Annotated in this window: 26 protein-coding genes; 20 read left to right on the top strand and 6 right to left on the bottom strand. The window is 41.2% G+C overall.

Annotation, left to right across the window (positions count from 1 at the left end; genetic code table 11):
* Positions 1 to 30: 30 nt before the first annotated feature.
* Positions 31 to 651 (bottom strand): DsbA family protein, encoded by a 621-nt coding sequence (locus EXH44_RS08805; protein WP_162857134.1) that lies wholly within the window; start codon positions 649 to 651, stop codon positions 31 to 33.
* Positions 652 to 728: 77 nt separating this feature from the next.
* On the opposite strand from EXH44_RS08805, the gene EXH44_RS08810 reads away from it, so the two are divergent.
* A complete protein-coding gene (locus tag EXH44_RS08810; RefSeq protein ID WP_162857135.1) occupies positions 729 to 1,136 on the top strand; it encodes a MerR family transcriptional regulator in 408 nt (135 codons plus the stop codon).
* Positions 1,137 to 1,148: 12 nt separating this feature from the next.
* Here EXH44_RS08810 and EXH44_RS08815 read toward each other — a convergent pair whose 3' ends face one another.
* Positions 1,149 to 1,793: a cation diffusion facilitator family transporter gene (locus EXH44_RS08815; RefSeq protein ID WP_162857136.1), complete on the bottom strand. Its 645-nt coding sequence runs from the start codon at positions 1,791 to 1,793 to the stop codon at positions 1,149 to 1,151.
* Positions 1,794 to 1,865: 72 nt separating this feature from the next.
* Positions 1,866 to 2,141: an acylphosphatase gene (locus tag EXH44_RS08820; RefSeq protein ID WP_162857137.1), complete on the bottom strand. Its 276-nt coding sequence runs from the start codon at positions 2,139 to 2,141 to the stop codon at positions 1,866 to 1,868.
* Positions 2,142 to 2,288: 147 nt separating this feature from the next.
* On the opposite strand from EXH44_RS08820, the gene rsxA reads away from it, so the two are divergent.
* The 10 genes from rsxA to EXH44_RS08870 all read left to right on the top strand — a co-directional run bounded on the left by rsxA (position 2,289) and on the right by EXH44_RS08870 (position 12,401).
* Positions 2,289 to 2,870: an electron transport complex subunit RsxA gene (gene rsxA, locus EXH44_RS08825; protein ID WP_162857138.1), complete on the top strand. Its 582-nt coding sequence runs from the start codon at positions 2,289 to 2,291 to the stop codon at positions 2,868 to 2,870.
* Positions 2,870 to 3,478, top strand: coding sequence for an electron transport complex subunit RsxB (rsxB, locus tag EXH44_RS08830; protein ID WP_162857139.1), 609 nt, complete (start codon positions 2,870 to 2,872; stop codon positions 3,476 to 3,478). Before rsxA ends, rsxB begins: the two co-directional genes overlap by 1 nt.
* On the top strand, positions 3,468 to 5,792 hold the full coding sequence (gene rsxC, locus EXH44_RS08835) for an electron transport complex subunit RsxC (RefSeq protein WP_162857140.1): 2,325 nt from the start codon (positions 3,468 to 3,470) through the stop codon (positions 5,790 to 5,792). Before rsxB ends, rsxC begins: the two co-directional genes overlap by 11 nt.
* Positions 5,793 to 5,809: 17 nt before the next feature.
* Positions 5,810 to 6,442 carry a trimeric intracellular cation channel family protein gene (locus tag EXH44_RS08840; protein ID WP_005712807.1) on the top strand — a complete coding sequence of 211 codons (633 nt, stop codon included), beginning with the start codon at positions 5,810 to 5,812 and terminating at the stop codon, positions 6,440 to 6,442.
* An 87-nt stretch (positions 6,443 to 6,529) separates the two neighbouring features.
* The gene (gene rsxD / locus EXH44_RS08845; RefSeq protein WP_425266863.1) at positions 6,530 to 7,540 is read left to right on the top strand and encodes an electron transport complex subunit RsxD; all 1,011 of its coding nucleotides are present in this window, start codon (positions 6,530 to 6,532) and stop codon (positions 7,538 to 7,540) included.
* Complete coding sequence (gene rsxG / locus EXH44_RS08850; protein WP_162857142.1) at positions 7,537 to 8,169, top strand: electron transport complex subunit RsxG; 633 nt, start codon at positions 7,537 to 7,539, stop codon at positions 8,167 to 8,169. Before rsxD ends, rsxG begins: the two co-directional genes overlap by 4 nt.
* A 185-nt stretch (positions 8,170 to 8,354) precedes the next feature.
* Entirely contained in the window at positions 8,355 to 9,044 is a 690-nt protein-coding gene (locus tag EXH44_RS08855) for an electron transport complex subunit E (protein ID WP_162857143.1), read from the top strand.
* A gap of 9 nt (positions 9,045 to 9,053) precedes the next feature.
* Positions 9,054 to 10,004, top strand: coding sequence for a lauroyl-Kdo(2)-lipid IV(A) myristoyltransferase (lpxM, locus tag EXH44_RS08860; RefSeq protein ID WP_162857144.1), 951 nt, complete (start codon positions 9,054 to 9,056; stop codon positions 10,002 to 10,004).
* Positions 10,005 to 10,025: 21 nt separating this feature from the next.
* Positions 10,026 to 10,775, top strand: coding sequence for a class I SAM-dependent methyltransferase (locus EXH44_RS08865; protein ID WP_162857145.1), 750 nt, complete (start codon positions 10,026 to 10,028; stop codon positions 10,773 to 10,775).
* A 342-nt stretch (positions 10,776 to 11,117) separates the two neighbouring features.
* On the top strand, positions 11,118 to 12,401 hold the full coding sequence (locus tag EXH44_RS08870) for an NAD(P)/FAD-dependent oxidoreductase (RefSeq protein WP_162857146.1): 1,284 nt from the start codon (positions 11,118 to 11,120) through the stop codon (positions 12,399 to 12,401).
* 35 nt (positions 12,402 to 12,436) lie between these two features.
* Here EXH44_RS08870 and tsaD read toward each other — a convergent pair whose 3' ends face one another.
* Positions 12,437 to 13,474 carry a tRNA (adenosine(37)-N6)-threonylcarbamoyltransferase complex transferase subunit TsaD gene (gene tsaD / locus EXH44_RS08875; RefSeq protein ID WP_162857147.1) on the bottom strand — a complete coding sequence of 346 codons (1,038 nt, stop codon included), beginning with the start codon at positions 13,472 to 13,474 and terminating at the stop codon, positions 12,437 to 12,439.
* Positions 13,475 to 13,751: 277 nt separating this feature from the next.
* Between tsaD and infC the strand changes: the two genes are divergently transcribed.
* The 4 genes from infC (at position 13,752) to EXH44_RS08895 (ending at position 15,409) form a co-directional block, all read left to right on the top strand.
* Positions 13,752 to 14,231, top strand: a complete 480-nt coding sequence (gene infC, locus EXH44_RS08880; protein WP_039896086.1) for a translation initiation factor IF-3 — start codon at positions 13,752 to 13,754, stop codon at positions 14,229 to 14,231.
* Positions 14,232 to 14,332: 101 nt separating this feature from the next.
* A complete protein-coding gene (rpmI, locus tag EXH44_RS08885; RefSeq protein WP_005596065.1) occupies positions 14,333 to 14,530 on the top strand; it encodes a 50S ribosomal protein L35 in 198 nt (65 codons plus the stop codon).
* Between the two features lie 90 nt (positions 14,531 to 14,620).
* On the top strand, positions 14,621 to 14,974 hold the full coding sequence (gene rplT / locus EXH44_RS08890) for a 50S ribosomal protein L20 (RefSeq protein ID WP_005714486.1): 354 nt from the start codon (positions 14,621 to 14,623) through the stop codon (positions 14,972 to 14,974).
* 129 nt (positions 14,975 to 15,103) lie between these two features.
* On the top strand, positions 15,104 to 15,409 hold the full coding sequence (locus EXH44_RS08895) for a hypothetical protein (protein WP_162857148.1): 306 nt from the start codon (positions 15,104 to 15,106) through the stop codon (positions 15,407 to 15,409).
* Between the two features lie 32 nt (positions 15,410 to 15,441).
* On the opposite strand, the gene EXH44_RS08900 is transcribed toward EXH44_RS08895, so the two are convergent.
* Entirely contained in the window at positions 15,442 to 16,896 is a 1,455-nt protein-coding gene (locus tag EXH44_RS08900; protein WP_162857149.1) for an aminoacyl-histidine dipeptidase, read from the bottom strand.
* Between the two features lie 180 nt (positions 16,897 to 17,076).
* Between EXH44_RS08900 and gpt the strand changes: the two genes are divergently transcribed.
* From gpt to thiI, 4 genes are all read left to right on the top strand, one after another.
* Positions 17,077 to 17,556: a xanthine phosphoribosyltransferase gene (gene gpt, locus EXH44_RS08905; protein WP_162857150.1), complete on the top strand. Its 480-nt coding sequence runs from the start codon at positions 17,077 to 17,079 to the stop codon at positions 17,554 to 17,556.
* Positions 17,557 to 17,719: 163 nt separating this feature from the next.
* On the top strand, positions 17,720 to 18,343 hold the full coding sequence (gene gmk / locus EXH44_RS08910; protein WP_162857151.1) for a guanylate kinase: 624 nt from the start codon (positions 17,720 to 17,722) through the stop codon (positions 18,341 to 18,343).
* Positions 18,344 to 18,463: 120 nt separating this feature from the next.
* Positions 18,464 to 19,858, top strand: coding sequence for a toxin/drug exporter TdeA (tdeA, locus tag EXH44_RS08915; protein WP_162857152.1), 1,395 nt, complete (start codon positions 18,464 to 18,466; stop codon positions 19,856 to 19,858).
* Between the two features lie 97 nt (positions 19,859 to 19,955).
* On the top strand, positions 19,956 to 21,404 hold the full coding sequence (thiI, locus tag EXH44_RS08920) for a tRNA uracil 4-sulfurtransferase ThiI (RefSeq protein ID WP_162857153.1): 1,449 nt from the start codon (positions 19,956 to 19,958) through the stop codon (positions 21,402 to 21,404).
* Positions 21,405 to 21,465: 61 nt separating this feature from the next.
* Here thiI and EXH44_RS08925 read toward each other — a convergent pair whose 3' ends face one another.
* The gene (locus tag EXH44_RS08925; RefSeq protein ID WP_162857560.1) at positions 21,466 to 22,224 is read right to left on the bottom strand and encodes a YdcF family protein; all 759 of its coding nucleotides are present in this window, start codon (positions 22,222 to 22,224) and stop codon (positions 21,466 to 21,468) included.
* 139 nt (positions 22,225 to 22,363) lie between these two features.
* Here EXH44_RS08925 and EXH44_RS08930 point away from each other — a divergent pair, with 139 nt between their 5' ends.
* Positions 22,364 to 23,356 (top strand): polysaccharide pyruvyl transferase family protein, encoded by a 993-nt coding sequence (locus tag EXH44_RS08930; protein WP_162857154.1) that lies wholly within the window; start codon positions 22,364 to 22,366, stop codon positions 23,354 to 23,356.
* The last annotated feature ends 89 nt before the right edge of the window (positions 23,357 to 23,445 follow it).

The following is a 23,445-nucleotide window of genomic DNA, read 5'->3' on the forward strand; positions in this document are numbered from 1 at the left end:
GAGAGAAAGCGGTCACTTTCTCTCAACTTTTTACTTTTTCGCTTTCGCTAACTGTTCCTGAACCAAAAGATGGAGTTGGTCGGGGTGAAATTCTTCGAGCTTCTTACCATTCACGAAAAATTCAGGGGTTTTGAGAATTTTCAGCTTCTCAATATCTTTCGCATCACTTTCCAATGCTGCCGTCACACTCTCAGAATACATTTGTTGCTTCGCCAATTCAGGATCTAACCCTGCTTTTACCGCTGCGTCCCAAGCGGCTTGAGCATTTTCATCATCGTGCCATTCAGGTTGTGAATTTAACACTGCTTCAAGTACCGCAGGATATTTATCTTGCAAACGCGCCGCTTCCAGAATACGCGCTGCCTTTTCCGAGCCTTTGTGGAACAAGGCATAACGCATTACCAGCCGAACATCTTTAGGGTTCTCGGCTAAAATCGCCTTGACATAAGGATAGATTGCTCGACAGGCTTCGCAGGACGGGTCAAAAAATTCCACAATCGTCACAGGGGCGTTTACTTCACCAATTCTAGGGCTATAAGAGCGGATAAATTCCGCATTACTTTGCGTAGGCGTGCCATTAAATTCCGTATAAGCATAGCCGCCAAATGCAACCGCAGCCGCCACAAGAGCGATAAGTACACTTTTTTTCATTGAGTTTCCTTTTTATTGATTAATAAGAGATTGCAGTGTAAAGTCTGTAGTTGCTACAAGGTCAAGGGATTTATAAAATGAAAATCAACGAATTAAGCAAAGCAAGCGGGGTGAATCTAGAGACAATTCGCTATTATGAAAAAGTCGGAATTCTGCCCGAGCCACAACGTTCCGCAAATGGCTATCGGGTGTATGGCTCGACAGCACTTGAGTTGCTTCGGTTTATCCGTAACTGCCGAGCCTTAGGTTTTTCGTTGGATGAAATTAAATATCTCAATCAGCTCAAATCGCTACCGCAAAAATCTTGTACGGCTGATCAGATGATTGTGCAACATTTGGCGAAAGTTGATGAGAAAATCGCTCAACTAATTGAAATTAAACATTTTTTGAATCAATTAGTGAACGTTGAAGAACACGATGTTGAAAATTGTAAAGCGATTTCGGGGCTGAACGCGAAAATAGCGATTGAGCATCAGGGCGAATAGTCGCCCTGTTAATTAAGACTTCAGGCTTTTTATCGCATTTTGCGTCACCTGCCAGCCACTACGCAAGATCACCAAACTGAGCAATAAACTCGCCACAGGATCGACCCATTGCCAATTTAACCAATACGCCGCCAAGCCTGAAATAATCGCGACCACAGAGCCGAGCAAATCCGCCATAACGTGCAAATATGCCGAACGCACATTGAGATTGTCGTGATCGGCTTTGAGCATCAAACGAGCCACAATCAGATTGACGACTAAGCCGAGTGTCGCCACCCATATCATCGGCAACGCCTGCATTGGCTGTGGTGTTTGCAATCGCTCAACCGCTTCCCAAATGATATAGCCTGCAATCACCAATAACGAGCCACCGTTCAGTACTGCCAACCACTGCGACAATTTAGGCTTTTTATCTGCAATCCACAACGCCAACACCGCAAGCCCTAGCGATAAACTATCGTTTGCCATATGCCCTGCATCTGCCATTAATGCCAAGCTGTTAAAAAGATAACCGCCGACAAACTCCACTAGCATAAATAAGCTAATTAAGGCAAAACTGAACAGCAAAATACGGCGATCTTGCGGAATATGGCTGTGATGATGCTCAGAATGAGAGCAAGATGTTGAATGTGAATGGGTATGTGAATGAGTGTGCATAAATCCTAATCTCCAATAATAAGGTGAGATTAGGATAAAGTCTGTAGTTGCTATAAGGTCAAGCAGATTTCATCAATAATGATAAACATCAAAATCGGTAAAGGTTTTATCGCCCTTATAATCCAACTCAATCACCCGTTCCACCCTTGCTGAACGTGGTCCGTGTTGTAACCATTCACGCAATTTTGCGATTTGTTCTTCCGTGCCTTGTACAATCACTTCGACACTGCCGTCACTGCAATTTCGCACTGAACCGACCACGCCGATTTTATTTGCCGTTTGCCAAGTGAAAAAACGAAAGCCGACACCTTGCACTAAGCCGTAAATGTAAAAAAGTTTAGATTGCATAACTCTTCCTTATTGTCCTTTTGCAAATTTTTAGGAAAATCCGACCGCTTGTAACCTATGTTAGCGAAATTCGGTTGTTCATTACAGCAAAAAAGCCGATAATACACGACATTTTTTAGATTTTCTGATGATAAATTCGTGGGTTAAATGGTTGAGTATATTCTGTTAATTATCAGTACGGCGTTAATTAATAACTTCGTGCTTGTGAAGTTCTTGGGGCTTTGCCCGTTTATGGGCGTGTCGAAAAAGGTTGAAACGGCTATCGGTATGGGTATGGCGACGACCTTTGTTTTGACGGTTGCTTCCCTTGCCGCTTATTTGGTGGAAAGCTATCTGCTTGTTCCCCTCGAAGCTCAGTTTTTACGCACCTTAGTCTTTATTTTAGTGATTGCGGTGATTGTGCAATTAACCGAGATGATCGTACATAAAACCAGCCCAGTGCTTTATCGTTTACTGGGTATCTATTTGCCACTGATTACCACCAACTGTGCGGTATTAGGAGTGGCGTTGTTGAACGTGAATTTATCTAATAACCTTGTGCAGTCTGTGCTTTACGGCTTCGGTGCGGCGGCAGGGTTTTCATTAGTTTTAGTGCTTTTTTCAGCTTTGCGTGAACGGTTGGTAGCGGCAGATGTGCCAAGAGCCTTTCAAGGTGCGTCCATTGCGTTAATTACCGCAGGCTTGATGTCATTAGCCTTTATGGGATTTACAGGTTTGGTGAAAATCTAATGTTCGATCATTCCATTATTTTTTATATTTTACTTGCGATTGCAGCGATTGCCTTGATTTTTGGGGCGATGCTGGGCTATTCGTCGGTGAAGCTGAAAGTTGAAGCCGATCCGATTGTTGAGCAGATCGATGCCTTGTTGCCACAAAGTCAATGTGGGCAATGTGGCTACCCTGGTTGTAAGCCTTATGCGGAAGCGGTGGCGAACGGCGATGAAATTACGAAATGTATCCCAGGTGGGCAAGCGACAGTGGTGAAAATCGCCGAATTGCTTGGGGTTGATGTACCTGAAACATCGGGCGAAGAGCCTGTGGCAAAGGTGGCGTATATTCACGAAGCGTTGTGTATCGGTTGTACCAAATGTATCGCCGCTTGCCCTGTTGATGCGATTATCGGAACAAACAAAGCGATGCACACGGTGATTGCCGATTTTTGTACAGGGTGCGAACTCTGTGTTGCCCCTTGCCCGACTGATTGTATTGAAATGATAAAAGTGAAACAAACAACACAAAACTGGAACTGGAAATTTGATGCGAATTTGGTGATCCCGATTGTGAATACCACTGAAGTTGAAAAGAAAATTGTGGTTGGGGGAAGTAATGCAAGCTGATGTATTAAGCCGTATTCGTGAAGGGAAATTATGGGATTTCCCCGGTGGTATCCACCCGCCTGAAATGAAAAAACAGTCGAACCAAAAGCCGATCCGTTCGTTACATCTGCCAAAATTTTTCTACGTTCCTGTATTGCAACATTCGGGAATGGCAGGGGACGTGATTGTTCAGCAAGGGGATTTGGTGCTGAAAGGGCAAGCCCTGACGAAAGGGGATAACTATCGCCAACTGCCTGTTCACAGCCCGACTTCGGGAAAAGTGATCGCTATTCAGCCCCACGTTTCGTCACACCCGTCCGGCTTACCCGAATTAACCATTGTGATTGAAACGGACGGCGAAGATAAGTGGATCGAACGTCAGCCAGTTGATGATTTTTTAAGCCTAACAAGCGATCAGATTATTCAGAAAGTTTACCAAGCAGGGATCGCTGGCTTAGGTGGTGCGGTATTCCCGACATCACATAAATTACATTTTGCCGATAAACGCTGTAAGTTATTGATTATTAACGGTGCAGAGTGCGAGCCTTATATCACTTGTGATGATCGTTTAATGCAAGATTATGCTGATGAGATGATCGAAGGTGTGCGGATTTTACGCTATGTGCTTCGCCCTGAAGAAGTGGTGATCGCCATTGAAGACAACAAACCGAAAGCAATACAAGCGGTCGAAAAGGCGTTAAAAGGTGCAAATGATATTAGCGTGAGAGTGATCCCGACCAAATATCCGTCGGGAGCAAGCGATCAGTTGGTGCAAGTGCTGACAGGGCTGGAAATTCCGCAAGGCAAACGGACTATCGAGATGGGCATTGTGATGCACAATGTCGGCACAGCTTTTGCGGTAAAACGTGCGGTAATGGACGATGAGCCGTTAATTGAGCGAGTGGTGACGCTAACGGGTGATAAAATCCGCAACAAAGGCAACGTGTGGGCAAGGCTCGGTACGCCGATTTTGCATTTGCTTGAACAGGTGGATTATCAAGCGGACGAACGTTTCCCTGTCTTTTTGGGCGGACCGATGATGGGCTTTATTCTGCCGTCACTACAATCGCCGATAACCAAAACGGCAAACTGTATTATCGCTCCTGATCACTTTGAATATGCACCACCAGAACCAGAGCGGAGCTGTATTCGCTGTTCAAGCTGTTCTGATGCTTGCCCTGTGGGTTTGTTACCGCAACAACTTTATTGGTTTGCCCGTGCGGAAGATCATGATAAATCAAAGGAATACCATTTAGATGCTTGTATAGAATGCGGTGTGTGTGCCTATGTTTGCCCGAGTTATATTCCGCTGATCCAATATTTCCGCCAAGAAAAAGCCAAGATCCAAGAAGTTGATCAAAAAGCGAAACAGGCAGAAGAAGCGAAGATCCGTTTTGAAGCGCGTGAAGCGCGTTTAAATAAAGAGAAAGAAGCTCGCACGGCACGTATTCAACAAGCGGCAGAAAAACGCCGTGAAGAAGTGGCAAATAGCCAAGGGGAAGATCCAGTTAAAGCGGCACTTGAACGCTTGAAAGCGAAAAAAGCAGAAACGGCTACCCCTGTTCAAACCAAAGCCAACGGTGAGCCAGATAACAGCGAATTGATGGCACAACGTAAGGCAAGACGCTTGGCGAAACAGGCGGAAGAAGCGCAGCAAGCGGTGGTTTCCGATGAAAATGTTGCAAAATCTGAAGTTGCAGAAGACCCAAGAAAAGCAGCAGTTGCGGCAGCGCTAGCGAGAGCAAAAGCGAAGAAAGAAGCACAACAAGCGGTGACTTCTGATGAAAATGTTGCAAAAGCTGAAGTCATAGAAGATCCAAGAAAAGCAGCAGTTGCGGCAGCCTTAGCCAGAGCAAAAGCGAAGAAAGAAGCACAACAAGCGGCGGTTTCCGATGAAAATGTTGCAAAAGCTGAAGTCGTAGAAGACCCACGTAAAGCAGCAGTTGCGGCAGCGTTAGCCAGAGCAAAAGCGAAGAAAGAAGCACAACAAGCGGTGATTTCCGATGAAAATGGTGCAAAAACTGAAGTCGCAGAAGATCCGAGAAAAGCAGCAGTTGCAGCAGCGATTGCAAGAGCAAAGGCGAAGAAAGAAGTACAACAAGCGGTGACGTCTGACGAAAATTCTGCAGAATCCAAAGTTGCAGAAGAGCCAAAAAAAGCGGCAGTTGCGGCAGCCTTAGCCAGAGCAAAAGCGAAAAAAGAAGCACAACAAGCGGTGGTTTCCGATGAAAATGTTGCAAAAACTGAAGTTGCAGAAGAACCACGCAAAGCGGCAGTTGCAGCAGCGATTGCAAGGGCGAAGGCGAAAAAAGAGGCTCAACAACAAAATCTATAATCATAAAAGGAACACAAATGAACGAATTATTTCCCCCATTTCCGTGGTCGTTTTTGTTTATTCAAGACTTGATTGGTACTATTGTTTTTGCGATTTCAGGGGCGATTGCAGCACGTCAGCACAAGATGGATATTTTTGGTATGTTTGTGTTAGCTTTTGTAACGGGCGTGGGCGGTGGAACTTTGCGTGATGTGATGATCGGCAGTACCCCTGTGTTTTGGATGAAACAGCCGATTTATGTGTTGATGATTTCGGTGGCGGTGGTGATTGTGGCGATTTTGAAAAATCAGATCGACCGTGATTATTGGAAAAAAGGCTTGTTGATTTTTGATGCGATTGGCTTGGGTGTGTTTACCGTGATTGGGGTGCAAAAAGGGCTGGATTTTGGTTTACATCCGTTAATTTGTGTCGCCTTAGGTGGCGTGACAGGCTGTTTTGGTGGGCTTATTCGGGATATTTTACGCAACGAAGTGCCGATTATTTTACAAAAAGAAGTGTATGTAACCGCAAGTCTTGTTGGCGGTATTATTTTTATTTTGTTCCGTGATGCCGGATTTGAAAGTAATTGGATTGATGTGGCAACGGTAACGACGGTAATTGCAATCCGAATGCTCACGATTAAATTTAATATGCATTTGCCGAAGATTTAGTAAATTTAGACGACATAAAGGAAACATTTGATGTTTAAAATGATCAGTTCCCCCCATACGCACTCCAACAACCTGACGGCAAATTTCATGCTGTGGGTGATTGGGGCGATGTTGCCTGCGTTGATTGTGCAGTGGTATTTTTTTGGTTATGGGGTGTTAATTCAGGCGATTTTGGCGATTGGCTTGGCGGTGGTGATTGAAATTGCCGTTGCAAAATTGCGTGGTAAAGCGACCGCTTTCTATCTGGCGGATCTGTCGGGAATTTTGACTGCGTTGATTTTGGCGATGGCCATTCCGCCTTATGCGCCTTATTGGGTGATTGTGATCGGCGTGATCGTGGCGTTGTTGCTGGCAAAGCACGTTTATGGCGGTTTGGGGCAGAATTTGTTTAACCCTGCGATGATTGGCTATGCGTTGTTGTTGGTTTCATTCCCTGTGCAGATGACGGCGTGGTTGCCACCGTTGGCGTTGTTGAACGAACCGCCAACGTTAGCGGATAGTTTTTCGCTGATTTTTGCGAATGTCACCACGGACGGTTTTAGTGTTCATCAACTTATTCAAAGTGTCGATGGCGTGTCGTCTGCCACAGTGTTAGACGGCTCAAAACAGGCGATGAATAGCATTAAAGATAATGTGACCTTAGGTATTCAGTTAGAGAAACTCTTTGCTGAGGTGTTGGTCGGTGGCTGGGGGCAAGTGAATTTAGCCTTTTTGCTTGGCGGTTTATTATTGATTTATAAGCGAATTATTCATTGGCAAATCCCTATGGCAATGTTAGGGACTTTTGCTGTATTGAGCTTTACGACAGATTTTGTGTCGGAAACGGCTCGCTGGACAGCTCAAGCTCAGTTATTTAGTGGGGCGATGATGTTCGGGGCGTTCTTTATTGCGACTGATCCTGTCACCGCTTCTATTACGCCAAAAGGTAAACTGATTTTCGGGGCGTTGGTCGGTTTGTTGGTTTATTTAATCCGTTATTATGGCAACTACCCTGACGGCGTGGCGTTTGCGGTCTTGTTGGCAAATATCTGTGTGCCGTTAATCGACCACTATACTCAACCCCGTTTATACGGTACAAAATTAGGACGGAAACAATGAAAACATCAGTGATTACCACACGTTACGCCCTGATTTTAGGGGCGATAGCCTTACTCTGTACGGCGGTTTCAACGGGCGTTTATCTGCTGACTAAAAGTCGAATTGATGCGGTGACGGCAGAACAGCAACGGCAATTATTGGTAGAAGTTGTGCCACAAGTGCATTTTGATAATGATTTATTGGCAACCTGCAAAGTGGTTAAACTTCCTGAAGCCCCGTTTTTAAATAAAATCTATATGGCAAAAAAAGGCTCGGATCTGACCGCTTATGCTATTCAAGCGACCGCTCCAGACGGCTATTCGGGCAATATTGTGTTGTTGATGGGTATTCAGCCTGACGGCACGGTATTAGGCGTGCGAACCCTTGCCCATAAGGAAACCCCTGGGCTGGGGGATAAGATCGAAACCCGAATTGACGATTGGATTTACAGCTTTACCAACCGCAAATTTAGCTTAGAGAATGAAGGCGAATGGGCGGTAAAAAAAGACGGCGGTACCTTCGATCAGTTTACCGGTGCGACCATTACGCCTAGAGCGGTGGTGAATAATGTTCGCCAAAGTGCAAAATGGGTGATTACTCAGTTAAAGCAAAAGCCAGAGATGGTGGAAGGTTTTGTGAATTGTAAATAATGAAACCTCTCTCCCGTTTACGGGAGAGAGACAGCTCAAAATAGCGTAGGCTATTTTGAGCAGAGAGAGGGCTACAAGCGGTTAGTTTTGTTTTGAATTTTACAAAGCCCTCTCCCTCCGCAAATCTATCGATTTGCTCCACCCTCTCCCGCAAGCGGGAGAGGAAGTTTAATGAGAGATAAAATATGCAAGAAACCCAAATCCCTATTACCCAAATAGATGAAACACCAAAAGTGGTTGAGCCATCTGTTTGGAAAAATTTATTTACGCAAGGTGTGTGGACAAATAACTCGACTTTAGTTCAGCTGCTTGGATTGTGTCCGTTGTTGGCAGTGTCGAATAATGTCACAAATGCTTTGGGGTTAGGATTAGCGACCTTATTGGTTTTGACCATTACAAATACGATCATTTCCTTGTTCCGTAAGGTTATTCCGCACGATATTCGTATTTCGATTTATGTGATGATTATTGCGACGGCGGTGACGACTATTCAGTTGTTAATGAATGCCTTTGCCTTTCCTTTGTATCAATCCTTGGGGATTTTCGTGCCGTTGATTGTGACAAACTGTATCGTAATTGGGCGAGCGGAAGCCTTTGCGTCAAAAAATAGTGTCGTCCATTCAGCTTTTGACGGTTTTGCGATGGGGCTGGGGATGACGTTAAGCCTTGTGGTGCTTGGGGCGATACGAGAAATTATCGGTAACGGTACACTGTTTGACGGCTTGGATTTATTGCTAGGCAGTTGGGCAAAATCGTTAAGAATGGATCTGCTACATTTAGATTCAGGCTTGTTATTAGCTATTTTACCGCCAGGGGCGTTTATTGGCTTGGGTTTGATTTTGGCGGTGAAAAATATTATCGACCGTAAGAAATAGGGCAAAAGAATGTCAGAGCGAGAAACATATAGAGTAGGTTATCAACATCAGTTCCAAAAAGCCTTTTTACACCCAAAGTATTGGGGAATTTGGTTAGGAATTTTAGGATTAGTGATTTTGGCTTATGTGCCATTTCGTTGGCGTGATAAGTTGGCGACTTGGGTTGGAAAAATCGTTGCCAAAAAACTGAAAGGGAAAAAGCAATATCATAGAGCGGATACTAATTTACGCTACTGTTTCCCTGATTGGTCGGAAGAAAAGCGGTCAGATGTGATTGAAAAAATGTTTATTACTGTGGCTCAAACGATGTTAGGCATTGGAGAAATTGCATTACGTTCTGTGGAGCATCTTCAAAAACGTAGCGAGTTTTCGGGCTTAGATATCGTTCGAGATGCAAGAGCAAATGGTAAAAATGTTATTTTGCTTGTGCCACATACATGGTCGATAGATGCGTCAGGGATTATGATGCATACGCATGGTATGCCAATGACCTCAATGTATAATCCACATCATAATCCTCTTGTCGATTGGCTTTGGAACCGTACTCGCGAACGTTTTGGCGGTAAAATGCATACTCGTCAAAATGGGATTAAACCGTTTTTAGCAGATGTCCGTAAAGGTGAATTAGGATATTTTTTACCTGATGAAGATTATGGTGAAGAATTAAGTGTCTATGCCCCTTTTTTTGCAACTGAAAAAGCGACATTACCAGGGTTAGCCAAAATGGCTCGTGTGGCAAATGCGGTGGTGATCCCAATGTTCCCGATTTACAACGCAGAAAAAGGCGTTTATCAAATTGAAATTCTGCCACCTCTTGAATTTGCGGGAGATAAGCAACAATCAGCACGACAGATGAATGAAGTAATGGAATATTTTATTCCTAAAAACCCAGAGCAATATGTCTGGATCTTGCGTATCTTGAAAACTCGCCGTGATGGTGAAGATATTTACAAGCGGTAGGATTTGAGAGATTTTTTGCAAATGACGGATAGTATTTACGACAACCCGATTTTCTTTGAACGCTATCTTAAACTGCGTGAAAACCCGATAAGCCTAAATGAAGTGGTGGAAAAGCCCACGATGTTTTCGCTTTTGCCTGATCTGAACGGAAAAAAAGTGTTGGATTTAGGTTGTGGGGCCGGTGGGCATTTGTTGCATTATATGGCACTGGGGGCGAAACAAGTTGTAGGCTTAGATTTATCTCAATCTATGCTTGAACAAGCTGAAAAAGATTTTGCAAAAAACGGGGTTGATCCGACCGCTTACCGCTTTTATTGCTTGCCGATGGAAGCCTTATCCAGCATAGCAGAAAGCGATTTTGATCTGGTAACAAGCTCTTTTGCTTTTCATTACATAAAAGATTTATCCGCCTTATTAACGCAGATTTCTGCCAAATTGAAACCGCAAGGGCAACTGATCTTCTCGCAAGAACACCCGATTGTGACCTGTTTTAAAGAAGGTGAGCGTTGGGAAAAAATCAATAAACAACAAGTGGCGTACCGCTTAAATTATTACCGTGATGAAGGTGAGCGTGATCGTAATTGGTTTCAGCAATCCTTTAAAACTTACCACCGCACTACCGCCACGATTTTAAATACTCTTATTCAAGGCAATTTCACCATTGAACAAGTGGAAGAACCTATGCTTGCCGATCAAGTTGAATGGCACAATGAATTTAAAGATCTCCAACATCGTCCCCCATTACTGTTCATAAAATCAGTGAGAAAATAAGGATTTTTCTATCCACATAGCCTGTGGATAACTTTGTGGATTACTTTTTTAAAACACGCCAAACCCTTGATAATTCATGGGGTTTTTCTTCCCTCTTTACGATTGGTTATAAAATAACTTTTTCTTTTAAATCAATATGTTATATTTTGGCTATAGGTTAAATGTAAAAAAAATAAGATTTTTTCATCTTTTTTGACTTGACATCATTTGCCTGTGCAAAACTTATCTTTTATGTTGTTTTTTTAATCTTAAAAAATAATTTCAAAGTGATACTAGCGGTACCTGATACTTAGGTTTAGAATGCGCTCAGATTTTGATTTTAATTTATTTTCGGAGCAAATTATGGAAACAATCGTTATTGTCGGTGGTGGTGCTGGTGGTTTAGAACTTGCCACTTATTTAGGCAACAAATTAGGTAAAAAGAAAAAGGCGAATATTATTTTAGTGGATAAAAATATTAGTCATTTATGGAAACCACTATTACATGAAGTAGCAACAGGCTCTTTAGATGATGGTACGGATGCTTTAAGTTATCGAGCTCATGCGAAAAATCATGGTTTTGAGTTTCGTCAAGGGACGCTAACTCAGGTTAAAGCAGAAGAAAAAACGATTATCTTAGCCCCAATTTTTGATGAAGAAGGGGAGTTATTAGTCGCTGAAAGATCCATTATTTATGATAAGTTGGTTCTTGCAATCGGAAGTCGCTCAAATGATTTTAATACGCCAGGTGTTGCAGAACATTGTATTTTCTTAGACAGTTCAGAGCAGGCAAAAGTATTCCATAAACGTATGATGGAATTATTTTTAAAATTCTCAAATAACAATGAAAAAGAAGTTCATATCGCTGTGGTCGGTGGTGGGGCAACAGGGATTGAGCTTTCAGCAGAACTTTATAATGCGGTGAAGCACCTTCATTCTTATGGGTTTGGTAAATTGAATAATACGAGTTTAAAAGTTACCTTAATTGAAGCTGGAAACCGTTTATTGCCTGCATTATCTGAGCGAATATCGGCTTCTGCAATTAAAGAATTACGCGATTTAGGCGTAGATGTTCGTACGAATACCGCTGTAGTTGAAGCGACAGCAGAAGGTTTAGTCACTAAAGATGGTGAAAAAATTAATGCGGATTTAATGGTTTGGGCAGCCGGTGTAAAAGCCCCTGAAATGACCAAAACATTTGGCTTTGAAACCAATCGTATTAACCAAATTGCAATTAAAGATACCTTACAAACATTAACTGATGAGAATGTCTATGTGATTGGTGACTGTGCATTTTTATTACAAGCCGATGGAAAAGCTGTTCCACCAAGAGCGCAAGCTGCACATCAAATGGCAACGGTTTGTGGTAAGAATATCGTGGCACAATTAGAAAATAAACCACTTAAGCCGTTTATCTTTAATGATAAAGGCTCATTAGTTTCATTCTCTCGTTTTGGTACTATTGGTAGTTTAATGGGGAATTTAACCAAAGGCTCAATGTTTATTGAAGGAAAGATCGCTCGTATGGCATATCTTTCACTTTATCGTATGCACCAAGTGGCTCTACACGGCTGTGTCAAAACAGGGTTGATTATGTTGGTGGGTAGAATTAATCGTTTCTTAAGACCAACGATGAAGTTGCATTAATCAGGTTTAGGGCGGGCAATATACCCGTCCTTCGTTTATTTAGAAGAAACTGCAGTCAGTTCCACCATCGGCCAACGTGGTTTCACGCTCACGGATAAATCCGTCTGTTCGCCATTTTTCAAACGTAAGAAACCTGCATAGGCAATCATTGCACCATTATCGGTACAAAATTGTGGACGGGGGTAAAAGACTTCACCGCCGATTTGCTTCATTAATTCAGCTAAATCGTGACGAAGTTGTTTATTTGCACTCACACCACCTGCGATCACTAAACGTTTATAGCCCGTTTGTTGTAACGCTCTACGGCATTTGATAATCAATGTTTCAATCACTGCTTGTTGGAACGCATAGGCAATATCGCAACGGGTCTGTTGATCTAATTCGCCTTTCTTATTCAAATTCGCATTAATCGTATTTGCCGCAAAGGTTTTCAAGCCCGAAAAGCTGAAATCTAAGCCTGGGCGGTCTGTCATTGGACGTGGAAAGATAAAACGATTTGGCGTACCACTTTCAGCGAGTTTAGCTAACGCAGCCCCTCCAGGGTAATCTAAACCAAGCAGTTTCGCCGTTTTATCAAAGGCTTCCCCTGCGGCATCATCAATAGATTCGCCTAACAATTCATATTCGCCCACATTTTTTACATCGACTAGCTGGGTGTGTCCCCCCGAAACCAGTAAGGCGACAAAAGGAAATTCAGGAGCGTTTTCTTCTAACATTGGTGCGAGCAAATGCCCTTCCATATGGTGAACCCCTAAAGCTGGCACATTCCACGCATAAGCTAAAGATCGTGCAATGGTTGAGCCGACCAATAACGCCCCAACAAGTCCAGGGCCTGCCGTATAAGCAACGCCATCAATATCCGAAGCGGTGAGATTAGCTTCTTTTAATGCTTCTTGAATAAGTGGCAATGTTTTACGGATATGATCACGAGAAGCCAGCTCTGGCACAACACCACCGTAATCAGCGTGCATTTCAATTTGGCTGTAAAGTTGGTTTGCGACTAATCCCTTGGCTTCATCATAAATTGCTACACCCGTTTCATCGCAAGAAGTTTCAATACCGAGAATTTTCATTATTGTTATTAATTTAAGTAATCAAGATAGTGCTTATTATAATGGAATATCAACAATTTTGCTGAGAATGTAATGAAATGATTTTGTCTGTTGCATAATCAGGCGAATTTCTGTAAAATCTCGCCCGTTTTGCTCTCTTTAGAAGAGCCTATAAAAAGAAATCATATCTTCTGCAAGCGGTATGATCGTAGCTTAAACTTACTAGAGGAATAGTACTATTAAACCTGTAAAACGTGTTCAGACAAATCGCGCGCATCGTCTTAACGAAGAAATTCGCGTGAAAGAAGTTCGCTTAACTGATCAAGATGGTGAACAGCTTGGTATCGTATCAATTCAAGAAGCATTAGCGAAAGCTGAAGAAGCTGAGTTAGACTTAGTTGAAATTAGCCCGAATGCTGAACCTCCGGTTTGCCGTATTATGAACTACGGTAAGTTCATCTACGAAAAAGAGAAAGCTGCAAAAGAGCAGAAGAAAAAGCAGAAAGTTGTACAAGTGAAGGAAATTAAATTCCGTCCAGGTACAGACGAAGGCGACTATCAGGTAAAACTACGCAGCCTGATTCGCTTTTTGGAAGATGGCGACAAAGCCAAAATCACAGTTCGTTTCCGCGGACGTGAAATGGCTCACCAAGAAATTGGTATGGATGTGCTAGAGCGTGTTAAAAACGATTTAGCGGAAATTGCCGTAGTAGAGTCTGCCCCAGGCAAACTCGAAGGTCGCCAAGTTGTAATGGTTCTAGCTCCTAAAAAGAAATAGTCCATTACCTTAAGATGTAATTAGTGCTTCCAAGTAATATTGGTAACAATATTCGCCTAATTACTGGTTATTAACATAAACAATGCGGAGTTATTTTAACAATGCCTAAAATTAAAACAGTACGTGGTGCTGCGAAGCGTTTCAAAAAAACAGCTTCTGGCGGTTTCAAACGTAAACAATCTCACTTACGTCACATTTTGACTAAGAAAACAACTAAACGTAAACGTCACTTACGTCACAAATCAATGGTAGCGAAAGCAGACCAAGTTTTAGTAGTAGCGTGCTTACCATACGCATAAGCGTAAATTAAGTACAACGTACGATTAGTTAATTTTTAGTTTAATAATGTCAAAGCGTTAATTTACGCTTAAATAGTAGGAGATTTAATAATGGCTCGTGTAAAACGTGGTGTTATTGCAAGAGCACGCCATAAGAAAGTTCTTAAGGCTGCTAAAGGTTATTATGGTGCACGTTCACGCGTGTATCGCGTTGCTTTCCAAGCAGTAGTTAAAGCTGCACAATATGCTTACCGTGACCGTCGTCAGCGTAAACGTCAATTCCGTCAATTATGGATTGCTCGTATCAACGCGGCAGCTCGTCAAAACGGTTTATCATACAGCAAATTCATCAACGGCTTGAAAAAAGCATCTGTTGAAATCGATCGTAAGATCCTTGCTGATATCGCAGTATTTGACAAAGTGGCTTTCGCAGCATTAGTTGCTAAAGCAAAATCTGCTCTTTAATTTTAAAGAATAGATAAATGAGGACGCTTTCGGGCGTCCTTTTTTATTACCAATTTTATGTTAAAAATTTAGTGAATTCTTTCTCTTTTCTATTGTCTAATGTGCGCTTTTAATTAGGGAGAGCATTTTATGAAAAAACTAATGTTGTGTATGATTCCTTTGGCTATCACGGCTTGTTCAACGCCAGTTCAGCAAAGTTCTGTGCCGATGGATATGAAAGCAGTACAAGAGTATCAACAGCGTGTTGCAACAGGAAATACGGTCACATCATCGAATCAATCTGATGATTGGGAACTAAATCAAAGCGATAGAGAGCCTAAAGTCAAAGTATATCAAGCTCATCCGCGTGTGTATCCAACGATTGGTTATCATCATGGATGGGGGGGAGGACATTATCGTGGTTTAGGTGTCGGATTAGGTGGATTTTATTATTAAGAAAAATGGTGGGAAAATCCCACCATTTTGCTTTATTTTGTAGGTGCTCGTTCTAAAATCTTCGTGAGCAATTCCCAATAAATTTGTACTGCAGGAATATGCACTTTTTCATCTGGTGAGTGAGCATTAAGAATCGTTGGTCCAATAGAAACTACATCAATAGTTGGGTAGACTTTCTTAATCAATCCACATTCTAGTCCCGCGTGAATCACCTTAATTTGTGATTCATAGCCTAGCACTTCATCGTAAATGGCTTTGGTTAGTGGTGTAATCACTGATTTTGGATCGGGTTCCCAACCTGGATAGCCTGTTGAGAAGGAAACCGTTGCGCCTACGAGTTCGCAAAGCGATCTTAAGCGAGAGCGTACATCTGCTTTGCCATTTTCGATAAGTGAACGTACCAAAATTTTTGCACGAACCACGTCATTTTCTGTCGCTAAAATACCGATACTTAATGAAGTTTCCACGACATTTTCCACCACATCACTATTGCGAATAACACCGTTTGGCAATACGTTTAAGAAGTGAATAACTTTTGCCGTGGTTTCTGGTGAGAAAATTTGGGTTGGTTGTTCTACACTTTCTACAATAAATTGCAGATTTGGCTCTGCATATTGCAGTTCTTTTTTCAGATCTTGCTCAAATTGTTGTAAACAAGCGGTTAGATCTGCTTTAGTTTTTGCATCAAATACTAAAGCTACTACAGATTCACGTGGAATAGCATTTCGCACTGAACCACCGCGAATAGTGGCAATTTGGAAAGCCACTTGAGATTTTAATGTTGCAAGTGTTCTTCCCATTAATTTAATTGCATTGGCTCTTGTTGTATGAATATCACAGCCTGAGTGACCGCCATTTAAGCCTTTTAAGCTAATTTGTAAAGCGGTATCAAACTGGTTGTTTTCATAGACAATCGGTAATTCAATCGCGGCATCTTCGCCCCCAGCACAGCCGATATAAATCTCACCATTTTCTTCGGTATCCGTATTAATCAGAATCTCTGCTTTCATCCAATTCGGTTGTAAGCCTAAAACCCCTTCCATACCTGCTTCTTCTGTCATGGTTAATAAGGCTTCAATTTCAGGGTGAGCTAAATCATCAGAATCTAGCACTGCCAAGCAAGATGCCAAACCAATTCCGTTGTCTGCACCTAATGTTGTCCCTTTCGCTTTGACCCATTCACCATCAATATAAGGTTGAATAGGATCTTTCGTAAAGTCATGTTGAGTACCTTCATTCGCTTGTGGCACCATATCTAAATGCGCTTGTAGTGCAATAGTTTTACGGTCTTCCATCCCTTTTGTTGCAGGCTTACGGATAAGCACATTTCCTACAGCATCACGTTCTACAAAAAATTGTTTTTCTTTTGCCCATTTCACAATAAATTGAGCAATTTCTTCTTCATGATAAGACGGATGGGGAATAGCACAAATTTGATCAAACCATTTCCACAATAAGTTTGGTTTAAGTGTTTGAATTTCTGACATATTTACCTCCTTTATTCGATCAAGCGGTCAGTTTCGTGTAAAATTTTGCAAAAATCATTCGGATACATGGATTTATTGTAAAATTTTCTTTGAAATGATAGCACGAAACTTGTTTTCAGGTTATCATTTTGCAATTTTTTTATTCGGTGGCATCGCCCACCGCTTTTTTTAGGTGAACTTATGAGTGAGAAATACACAAACGAAAAATATGTCGTGACGTGGGATATGTTCCATATGCACGCACGCAAATTGGCTGAGCGTCTTTTACCTGCATCACAATGGAAAGGCATTATTGCCGTCAGTCGTGGTGGTTTATTCCCTGCTGCAGTATTGGCTCGTGAATTAAGTGTTCGCCATGTTGAGACGGTTTGTATCGCAAGTTATGATCATGATAGCCAAGGCGAATTAAATGTATTACACGCTGCACAAGTGGCAAATGGTGGTGAAGGTTTTATTGTAGTAGACGATTTAGTGGATACTGGAAATACCGCACGTGCAATCCGTGAAATGTATCCGAATGCAAAATTTGTCACTGTGTTTGCTAAACCAATGGGTGCAAGTTTAGTGGATGATTATGTGGTTGATATTCCACAAGAAACATGGATTGAGCAACCTTGGGATTTAGGTATTACCTTTGTTCCACCACTCGCGAAAAAATAAAATTCAGTGTTAGGGACGCTTTTGCGTCCTTAATTTTTTTACTCTATCATTTACATAAATAAGCGTAGGGACACACTGCGTGTGTCCGTTATTCATTCATTTGGCGGACACACTCAGAGTGTCCCTACATTCATAAAAGATTATGGTATAAACAATATAAACTATGAGCTTAGGAAATTTATATATCATCTCAGCCCCAAGCGGTGCAGGAAAATCATCATTAATCAATGCGTTACTTGCTGATCTTCCCCGTTCACAAGTACAACTTTCAATTTCCCACACCACACGCAATCCACGCCCAGCAGAAGAAGATGGCGTACATTATTACTTCACGCAACACGAAGAATTTAAACGCCTGATTGAACAGGGACACTTCTTAGAATGGGCGGAAGTTTTTGGTAACTATTACGGCACATCATTGCCAATGATTGAACGTAGCCTTGAGCAAGGGATTGATGTATTCCTTGATATTGACTGGCAAGGGGCAAGACAAATTCGTGAAAAAGTGCCAAATGTTAAAACCATTTTCATTCTTCCGCCCTCAAAAGCAGAATTAGAAAAACGTTTGATTGGTCGTGGGCAAGACTCGGCAGAAACTATTGCAAAACGAATGAGTGAAGCCGTTTCTGAAATGAGCCACTACAATGAGTTTGACTATGTGATTGTGAATGATGATTTCCAAGTAGCATTATCAGAACTCAAAAGTATTTTAATCGCAGAGCGTTTGAAACAAGTGGTACAGGCAGAACGTCATCAAGGATTAATTTCACAATTATTAACAGCTTAATCGAAGCGGTCAGTTTTCTGTAAATTTTTGCAAAAAATGAATGATCGTTCAGTGTAGAGCTAGTCGAAAAGGGGCGTTTTCTTTAAAATACGCCCATTATTTTTCACAGGGATAACAAGCATGAAAGTATCTAAATTAGCCTTAACGTTGATGGCAGCGATTGCGTTAAGTGCATGTTCAACGACAAAAATGAGCCAAGACGGTACACTTGAGCAGGCTCAAGCACAATATCAACAATATCAAGATATTACAAAACAATATCACATTAATGATCAATGGTGGTTAGGTTATAACGATAGCCAATTAAACCGCTTAATTGAAACCGCATTAGCCAATAATATTGATTTAGCCAAAGCTACTATTGCAGTAAATAGAGCACTCTATAATGCGAATCTAGTCGGTGCAAATTTAGTACCAACTTTTAGTGGTTCGGGTTCATCATCAGCATCAAAAGGTGTGGGTTCAACGAGTAATTTAAACTCGACGGGTGTTTCTACCATTGCAAGCCAAGTGGGCTTCAGTTTGAGCTATACCATTGATTTATGGGGACGTTTAAAAGATAGTGCAAGTGCAGCGGAGTGGGAACACAAAGCAACTCAGGAAGATTTACAAGCTACACGTTTATCACTGATTAATGCTGTGGTAAGTAGCTACTATAATTTGGCTTATTACAAAGATGCAATTCGTGTGACCCAACAAAGCATCAAAAACTACGAGCAAATCAGCCAAATTTTAAATAATAAATTATCTGCAGGTGCGATTGATAGATTAAGTGTAGACCAGGCAACTCAAGCCGTATTATCAGCGAAAAACACCTTGATCAGTTTACAATCTGCACAGACTGTTGCAGAACAAACCTTACGTGATTTATTAAATTTAAAACCCAATGAGCCACTTTCAGTGAAATACCCAAGTATTTTAAAGGTGAAATTACAAGGGGTTGATATGAATGTGCCTGTATCAACGATTGCGAATCGTCCTGATGTTATTGCAAGCTTACAGCGTTTACAGGGGGCATTTAAAAGTTTAACGGCGACAGAAAATAGCTGGTTCCCAACTGTGACCTTAGGCGGTTCCTTATCAAGTGGTGCATCAAAAGTGCGTGATACCGTAGATAACCCAGTAGCAGGTGGCACAATTTCCTTTGATTTACCGTTCTTAGATTGGAATCGTGTACAAAATAATATCAAAATTTCAGAAGAGAGTTACAAACTTGCGAAATTAAATTATGAGCAAACAGTAACATCAGCATTAAATGAAATTGACACCTATTATTCAACTTATCGTTTATCAAGAAATAGCTACGCCAATTTACAGAAAAAATATGAGTACGATAAACGTATCAGCGGTTACTACAAAAATCGTTACGATCAAGGCGTATCAGAATTACGTGAGTGGCTAAGTGCAATCAATACTGAACGTAGCTCAGAACTTTCGTTATTAGAAACGAAATACACCATTCTCAAAAATGAAAATGCGGTGTATCAAGCGATGGCGGGTAAATACAGAAGATAATTCTGTCTAGCTTTACAAGCGGTAAGATCTTAGGAATATTTTGCAAAATATGCTAGGATCTTGCCGTTTTTTCTTTTTATTTATTGAAACCTATTTTATGAAATTTATTATCAAACTTTTCCCTGAAATTATGATTAAAAGCGATTCCGTACGTAAACGCTTTATCAAAATTTTAACCTCCAATATCCGTAATGTGCTTCTGCGTGAAACAGAAAATGTGGCAGTGATTCGCAACTGGGACTTTATTGAAGTGCGAGCAAAAGTCGCTGAAGAAGCTCCTCTAGTGTTGGATTTACTCAAACGTACCCCAGGTATTCATCATATTCTTGAAGTAGAAGAAATGCCATTTACCACAATGCACGACATTTTTGAGCATACCCTCGCGAAAGTAAAAGAAGAATTAGAAGGTAAAACCTTCTGCGTGCGTGTTCGCCGTAAAGGTAAGCATGATTTCCGCTCCCTTGATGTGGAACGTTATGTGGGCGGTGGCTTAAATCAGCATATCGAGTCGGCAAGTGTAAAATTGACTAATCCCGATGTAACGGTGCGTATTGATATTGACCACGATAAGATGTTGCTCATCAAAGCTCGCCACGAAGGGTTAGGCGGTTATCCGATTGGTACTCAGGAAGATGTGCTATCGCTGATTTCAGGCGGTTTTGACTCTGGTGTATCAAGTTATATGCTAATTCGCCGTGGTTCTCGTGTGCATTATTGCTTCTTCAATCTTGGCGGTGCGGCGCACGAAATCGGTGTGAAACAGATGGCGTATCATATCTGGAGCCGTTACAGCTCATCCCATAAAGTCCGTTTTGTTGCGATCAATTTTGAAAACGTGGTCGGTGAAATTTTAGAAAAAGTCGATAACGGACAGATGGGCGTGGTACTAAAACGTATGATGGTGCGTGCTGCCAGCAAAATTGCTGAACGTTTTGATATTCAAGCGATTGTCACGGGTGAAGCCTTAGGGCAAGTATCAAGCCAAACCTTGACCAACTTACGCTTAATCGACAAGGCTTCCGATACTTTAGTGTTACGTCCGTTGATTACCCACGATAAAGAGCAAATTATCGCAATGGCAAAAGAGATTGGCACAGATGATATTGCCAAATCGATGCCAGAATTTTGTGGCGTGATTTCAAAAAATCCAACGGTTAAAGCGATTGAAAGCAAAATTATCGAAGAAGAAGGGAATTTTAACTTTGACGTTCTCGAACAAGCGGTACAAAACGCCCATTATTTAGATATTCGTGAGATCGCTCAACAGACTGAAAAAGAAGTCGTATCCGTTGAAACCACTTCTGAGTTAGGCGACAACGATGTGATTTTAGATATTCGTAGCCCTGAAGAAGTGGACGAAAAACCGTTCAGCCTTGAAGGTGTTGAAGTTAAAGAGTTACCGTTCTATAAACTCTCTAATCATTTCGGCAGTTTAGACCAATCTAAAACGTATTTGCTTTATTGCCAACGAGGTGTGATGAGCAAGTTGCAAGCGCTTTATTTGAAAGAGAATGGCTTTGTAAATGTGAAGGTATTTCGCCAGTAGATAGACAAAAGGGAATTTAGTATGAATTCCCTTTCTCGTTTTGCAAAATATAAGACAAATCTCACCGCTTGTCAGACACTTTTTCTTTCCAATAGCCAATCCACTCTTTAAGTCCTTGCATATTTAAGGCAAGTGCTCCTGCTTGTGGGATAAAATGCATCATATTTAAGCCGTAATAGTCAGGTGTAATCCCACCGCCAACATTAGCAGGTAACACTTCAAACCCTTGTTTTTCAAAAAGATGTTTAGCACGTTGCATATGCCATTCGTTTGTGACGAGTATAATTTTGTTGATGTTCTCTTTGGCTAACATCGCTTTAGTAAATTGGGCGTTTTGAATAGTCGTTAGAGCTTTATCTTCCTGCCATTTTGTTGGCGTATTGAAAAATTCAGCCAATTCATTTGCCATAATTTTAGCTTCTGAATTGCCATTTGGGCTACTACCACTAATAAGAATTGGCAATCCCGTTTGTTTGTGGAGATAAGCCGTATAACGTAAACGCTCCAAGCCGACTTGTGGCACAGCCAGTTTTCCATATAGCTCTTTACTGTCACGTAAGCCTGCACCTAGTAATACGATCGCTTGCGCTTGTTTATAATCTTCTAAACTTAAATTGTTTTCTTCAATTAAGCTATCTTGCAGTTTTTGGGCTGTATAAGGAATACTAAAAACATAAAGAATCCCAATGCCGAGAAAAGCACAAAAATAGCCTAATTTTTTCCATTGAAATGACAGTAGCAGTAGTGCAAGTAAAAAGAGAATAATCACGTTAAATGGCGGTAAAATCATCGCTGTGATCAGTTTAGTTAATTCATACATCATAGAAATCGCCGTAAGAAAAAGAGTCGTGGTATTATAAGAGAGTGGCTGGAAAAAATCTTAGCTTTTAAGAACTATTTTCTGCTTGGGTGACTCTAATGCTCACTTTTTTCTATTTTTATTTTTTGGAAAGCCTTAAATGAATGCTGTATTAACGAATTTAAAACAACAGCTTGAACAGATTAATCAGTTGATTGTAGATAAAAATGATGTGCTCTATTTTGATTATCCTCTTCATTTAAATGTCGGGGATTTGTTAATTTATGCAGGCACAGAAGCCTTTTTTAGTGATTATGGCATTCAAATTCGCCTACGTCGTTGTTTACAAAGTTTTGATATTCAAGAAGTCAAAAAATTTGTGAATCCGAATACGACCTTAATTTGCCATGGTGGTGGTAATTTTGGCGACCTATATCCTTCTATTCAAAAGATGCGTGAAGATATTGTTCAGGCATTTCCAAATAATCGTGTCATTGTGATGCCTCAAACCGCCCATTTTTCTAATCAAGTTGCGATGGAAAAATCAGCGCGTATCTTTTCAGCACATAAAGATTGCCATTTATTTGCACGTGATACGGCAACCCTTAATTTGTTGAAAACACATTTTTCGCCTTATGTGAAATTATCGCCAGATATGGCACATCAATTATATGGTCGATTAACAACGAAAAAATCTGCGGATGCAGTCACTTCAACGTCCAATACGCTCTATTTTTTACGAAAAGATATTGAAAAAAGCCAGTTAGAGCAGTCAATTCGTGCAACATTATCGGCAGATGCTCATATTAAAGATTGGGAAGATTTGCTAACAGAAAAAGATCATCAATTTGAAAAGCTTTGCGGACGCTTAGCGCGTATAGCGAATACATTGAATTTAGGCTTTTTGAAAAATAAAGTAAATGATATGTGGTATAAACACAGCCTTGATGTGATAGAGCGAATGCGTCAAATTTTTGTAAGTTATGATGTGGTCGTGACAAGCCGTTTACATGGGCATATTTTTTCTTGTTTATTAGAAATCCCAAATGAAGTCTGTGATAACTCCTATGGGAAAAATTTAGGCTATTACAACCAATGGACAAACGAAATTGCCTTTGCAAAACCCTATGAATTAAAAGCGAAAGCAGAGTAGTGTCAAACTACGTAAAATCGTCATTTATTTGTTCTTCTTATTTATGCGCTATATTGTTTAGCTTTTGGATTAAATTTAAAATAGCGACG

The sequence above is a fragment of the Actinobacillus indolicus genome (assembly GCF_004519515.1).
Classification (GTDB): Bacteria; Pseudomonadota; Gammaproteobacteria; order Enterobacterales; family Pasteurellaceae; genus Glaesserella; species Glaesserella indolica_A.

Coding starts and splice junctions, on each gene's coding strand:
- rsxA (WP_162857138.1), top strand. CDS start 2,289: ATGGTTGAGTATATTCTGTTAATTATCAGTACGGCGTTAATTAATAAC.
- EXH44_RS08820 (WP_162857137.1), bottom strand. CDS start 2,141: ATGCAATCTAAACTTTTTTACATTTACGGCTTAGTGCAAGGTGTCGGC.
- gmk (WP_162857151.1), top strand. CDS start 17,720: ATGAGCTTAGGAAATTTATATATCATCTCAGCCCCAAGCGGTGCAGGA.
- rsxD (WP_425266863.1), top strand. CDS start 6,530: ATGCTGTGGGTGATTGGGGCGATGTTGCCTGCGTTGATTGTGCAGTGG.
- EXH44_RS08870 (WP_162857146.1), top strand. CDS start 11,118: ATGGAAACAATCGTTATTGTCGGTGGTGGTGCTGGTGGTTTAGAACTT.
- EXH44_RS08815 (WP_162857136.1), bottom strand. CDS start 1,793: ATGCACACTCATTCACATACCCATTCACATTCAACATCTTGCTCTCAT.
- EXH44_RS08805 (WP_162857134.1), bottom strand. CDS start 651: ATGAAAAAAAGTGTACTTATCGCTCTTGTGGCGGCTGCGGTTGCATTT.
- thiI (WP_162857153.1), top strand. CDS start 19,956: ATGAAATTTATTATCAAACTTTTCCCTGAAATTATGATTAAAAGCGAT.
- rsxG (WP_162857142.1), top strand. CDS start 7,537: ATGAAAACATCAGTGATTACCACACGTTACGCCCTGATTTTAGGGGCG.
- EXH44_RS08840 (WP_005712807.1), top strand. CDS start 5,810: ATGAACGAATTATTTCCCCCATTTCCGTGGTCGTTTTTGTTTATTCAA.
- EXH44_RS08865 (WP_162857145.1), top strand. CDS start 10,026: ATGACGGATAGTATTTACGACAACCCGATTTTCTTTGAACGCTATCTT.
- EXH44_RS08900 (WP_162857149.1), bottom strand. CDS start 16,896: ATGTCAGAAATTCAAACACTTAAACCAAACTTATTGTGGAAATGGTTT.
- rplT (WP_005714486.1), top strand. CDS start 14,621: ATGGCTCGTGTAAAACGTGGTGTTATTGCAAGAGCACGCCATAAGAAA.
- tsaD (WP_162857147.1), bottom strand. CDS start 13,474: ATGAAAATTCTCGGTATTGAAACTTCTTGCGATGAAACGGGTGTAGCA.
- rpmI (WP_005596065.1), top strand. CDS start 14,333: ATGCCTAAAATTAAAACAGTACGTGGTGCTGCGAAGCGTTTCAAAAAA.
- EXH44_RS08930 (WP_162857154.1), top strand. CDS start 22,364: ATGAATGCTGTATTAACGAATTTAAAACAACAGCTTGAACAGATTAAT.
- gpt (WP_162857150.1), top strand. CDS start 17,077: ATGAGTGAGAAATACACAAACGAAAAATATGTCGTGACGTGGGATATG.
- rsxB (WP_162857139.1), top strand. CDS start 2,870: ATGTTCGATCATTCCATTATTTTTTATATTTTACTTGCGATTGCAGCG.
- rsxC (WP_162857140.1), top strand. CDS start 3,468: ATGCAAGCTGATGTATTAAGCCGTATTCGTGAAGGGAAATTATGGGAT.
- EXH44_RS08925 (WP_162857560.1), bottom strand. CDS start 22,224: ATGTATGAATTAACTAAACTGATCACAGCGATGATTTTACCGCCATTT.
- EXH44_RS08855 (WP_162857143.1), top strand. CDS start 8,355: ATGCAAGAAACCCAAATCCCTATTACCCAAATAGATGAAACACCAAAA.
- EXH44_RS08895 (WP_162857148.1), top strand. CDS start 15,104: ATGAAAAAACTAATGTTGTGTATGATTCCTTTGGCTATCACGGCTTGT.
- lpxM (WP_162857144.1), top strand. CDS start 9,054: ATGTCAGAGCGAGAAACATATAGAGTAGGTTATCAACATCAGTTCCAA.
- tdeA (WP_162857152.1), top strand. CDS start 18,464: ATGAAAGTATCTAAATTAGCCTTAACGTTGATGGCAGCGATTGCGTTA.
- EXH44_RS08810 (WP_162857135.1), top strand. CDS start 729: ATGAAAATCAACGAATTAAGCAAAGCAAGCGGGGTGAATCTAGAGACA.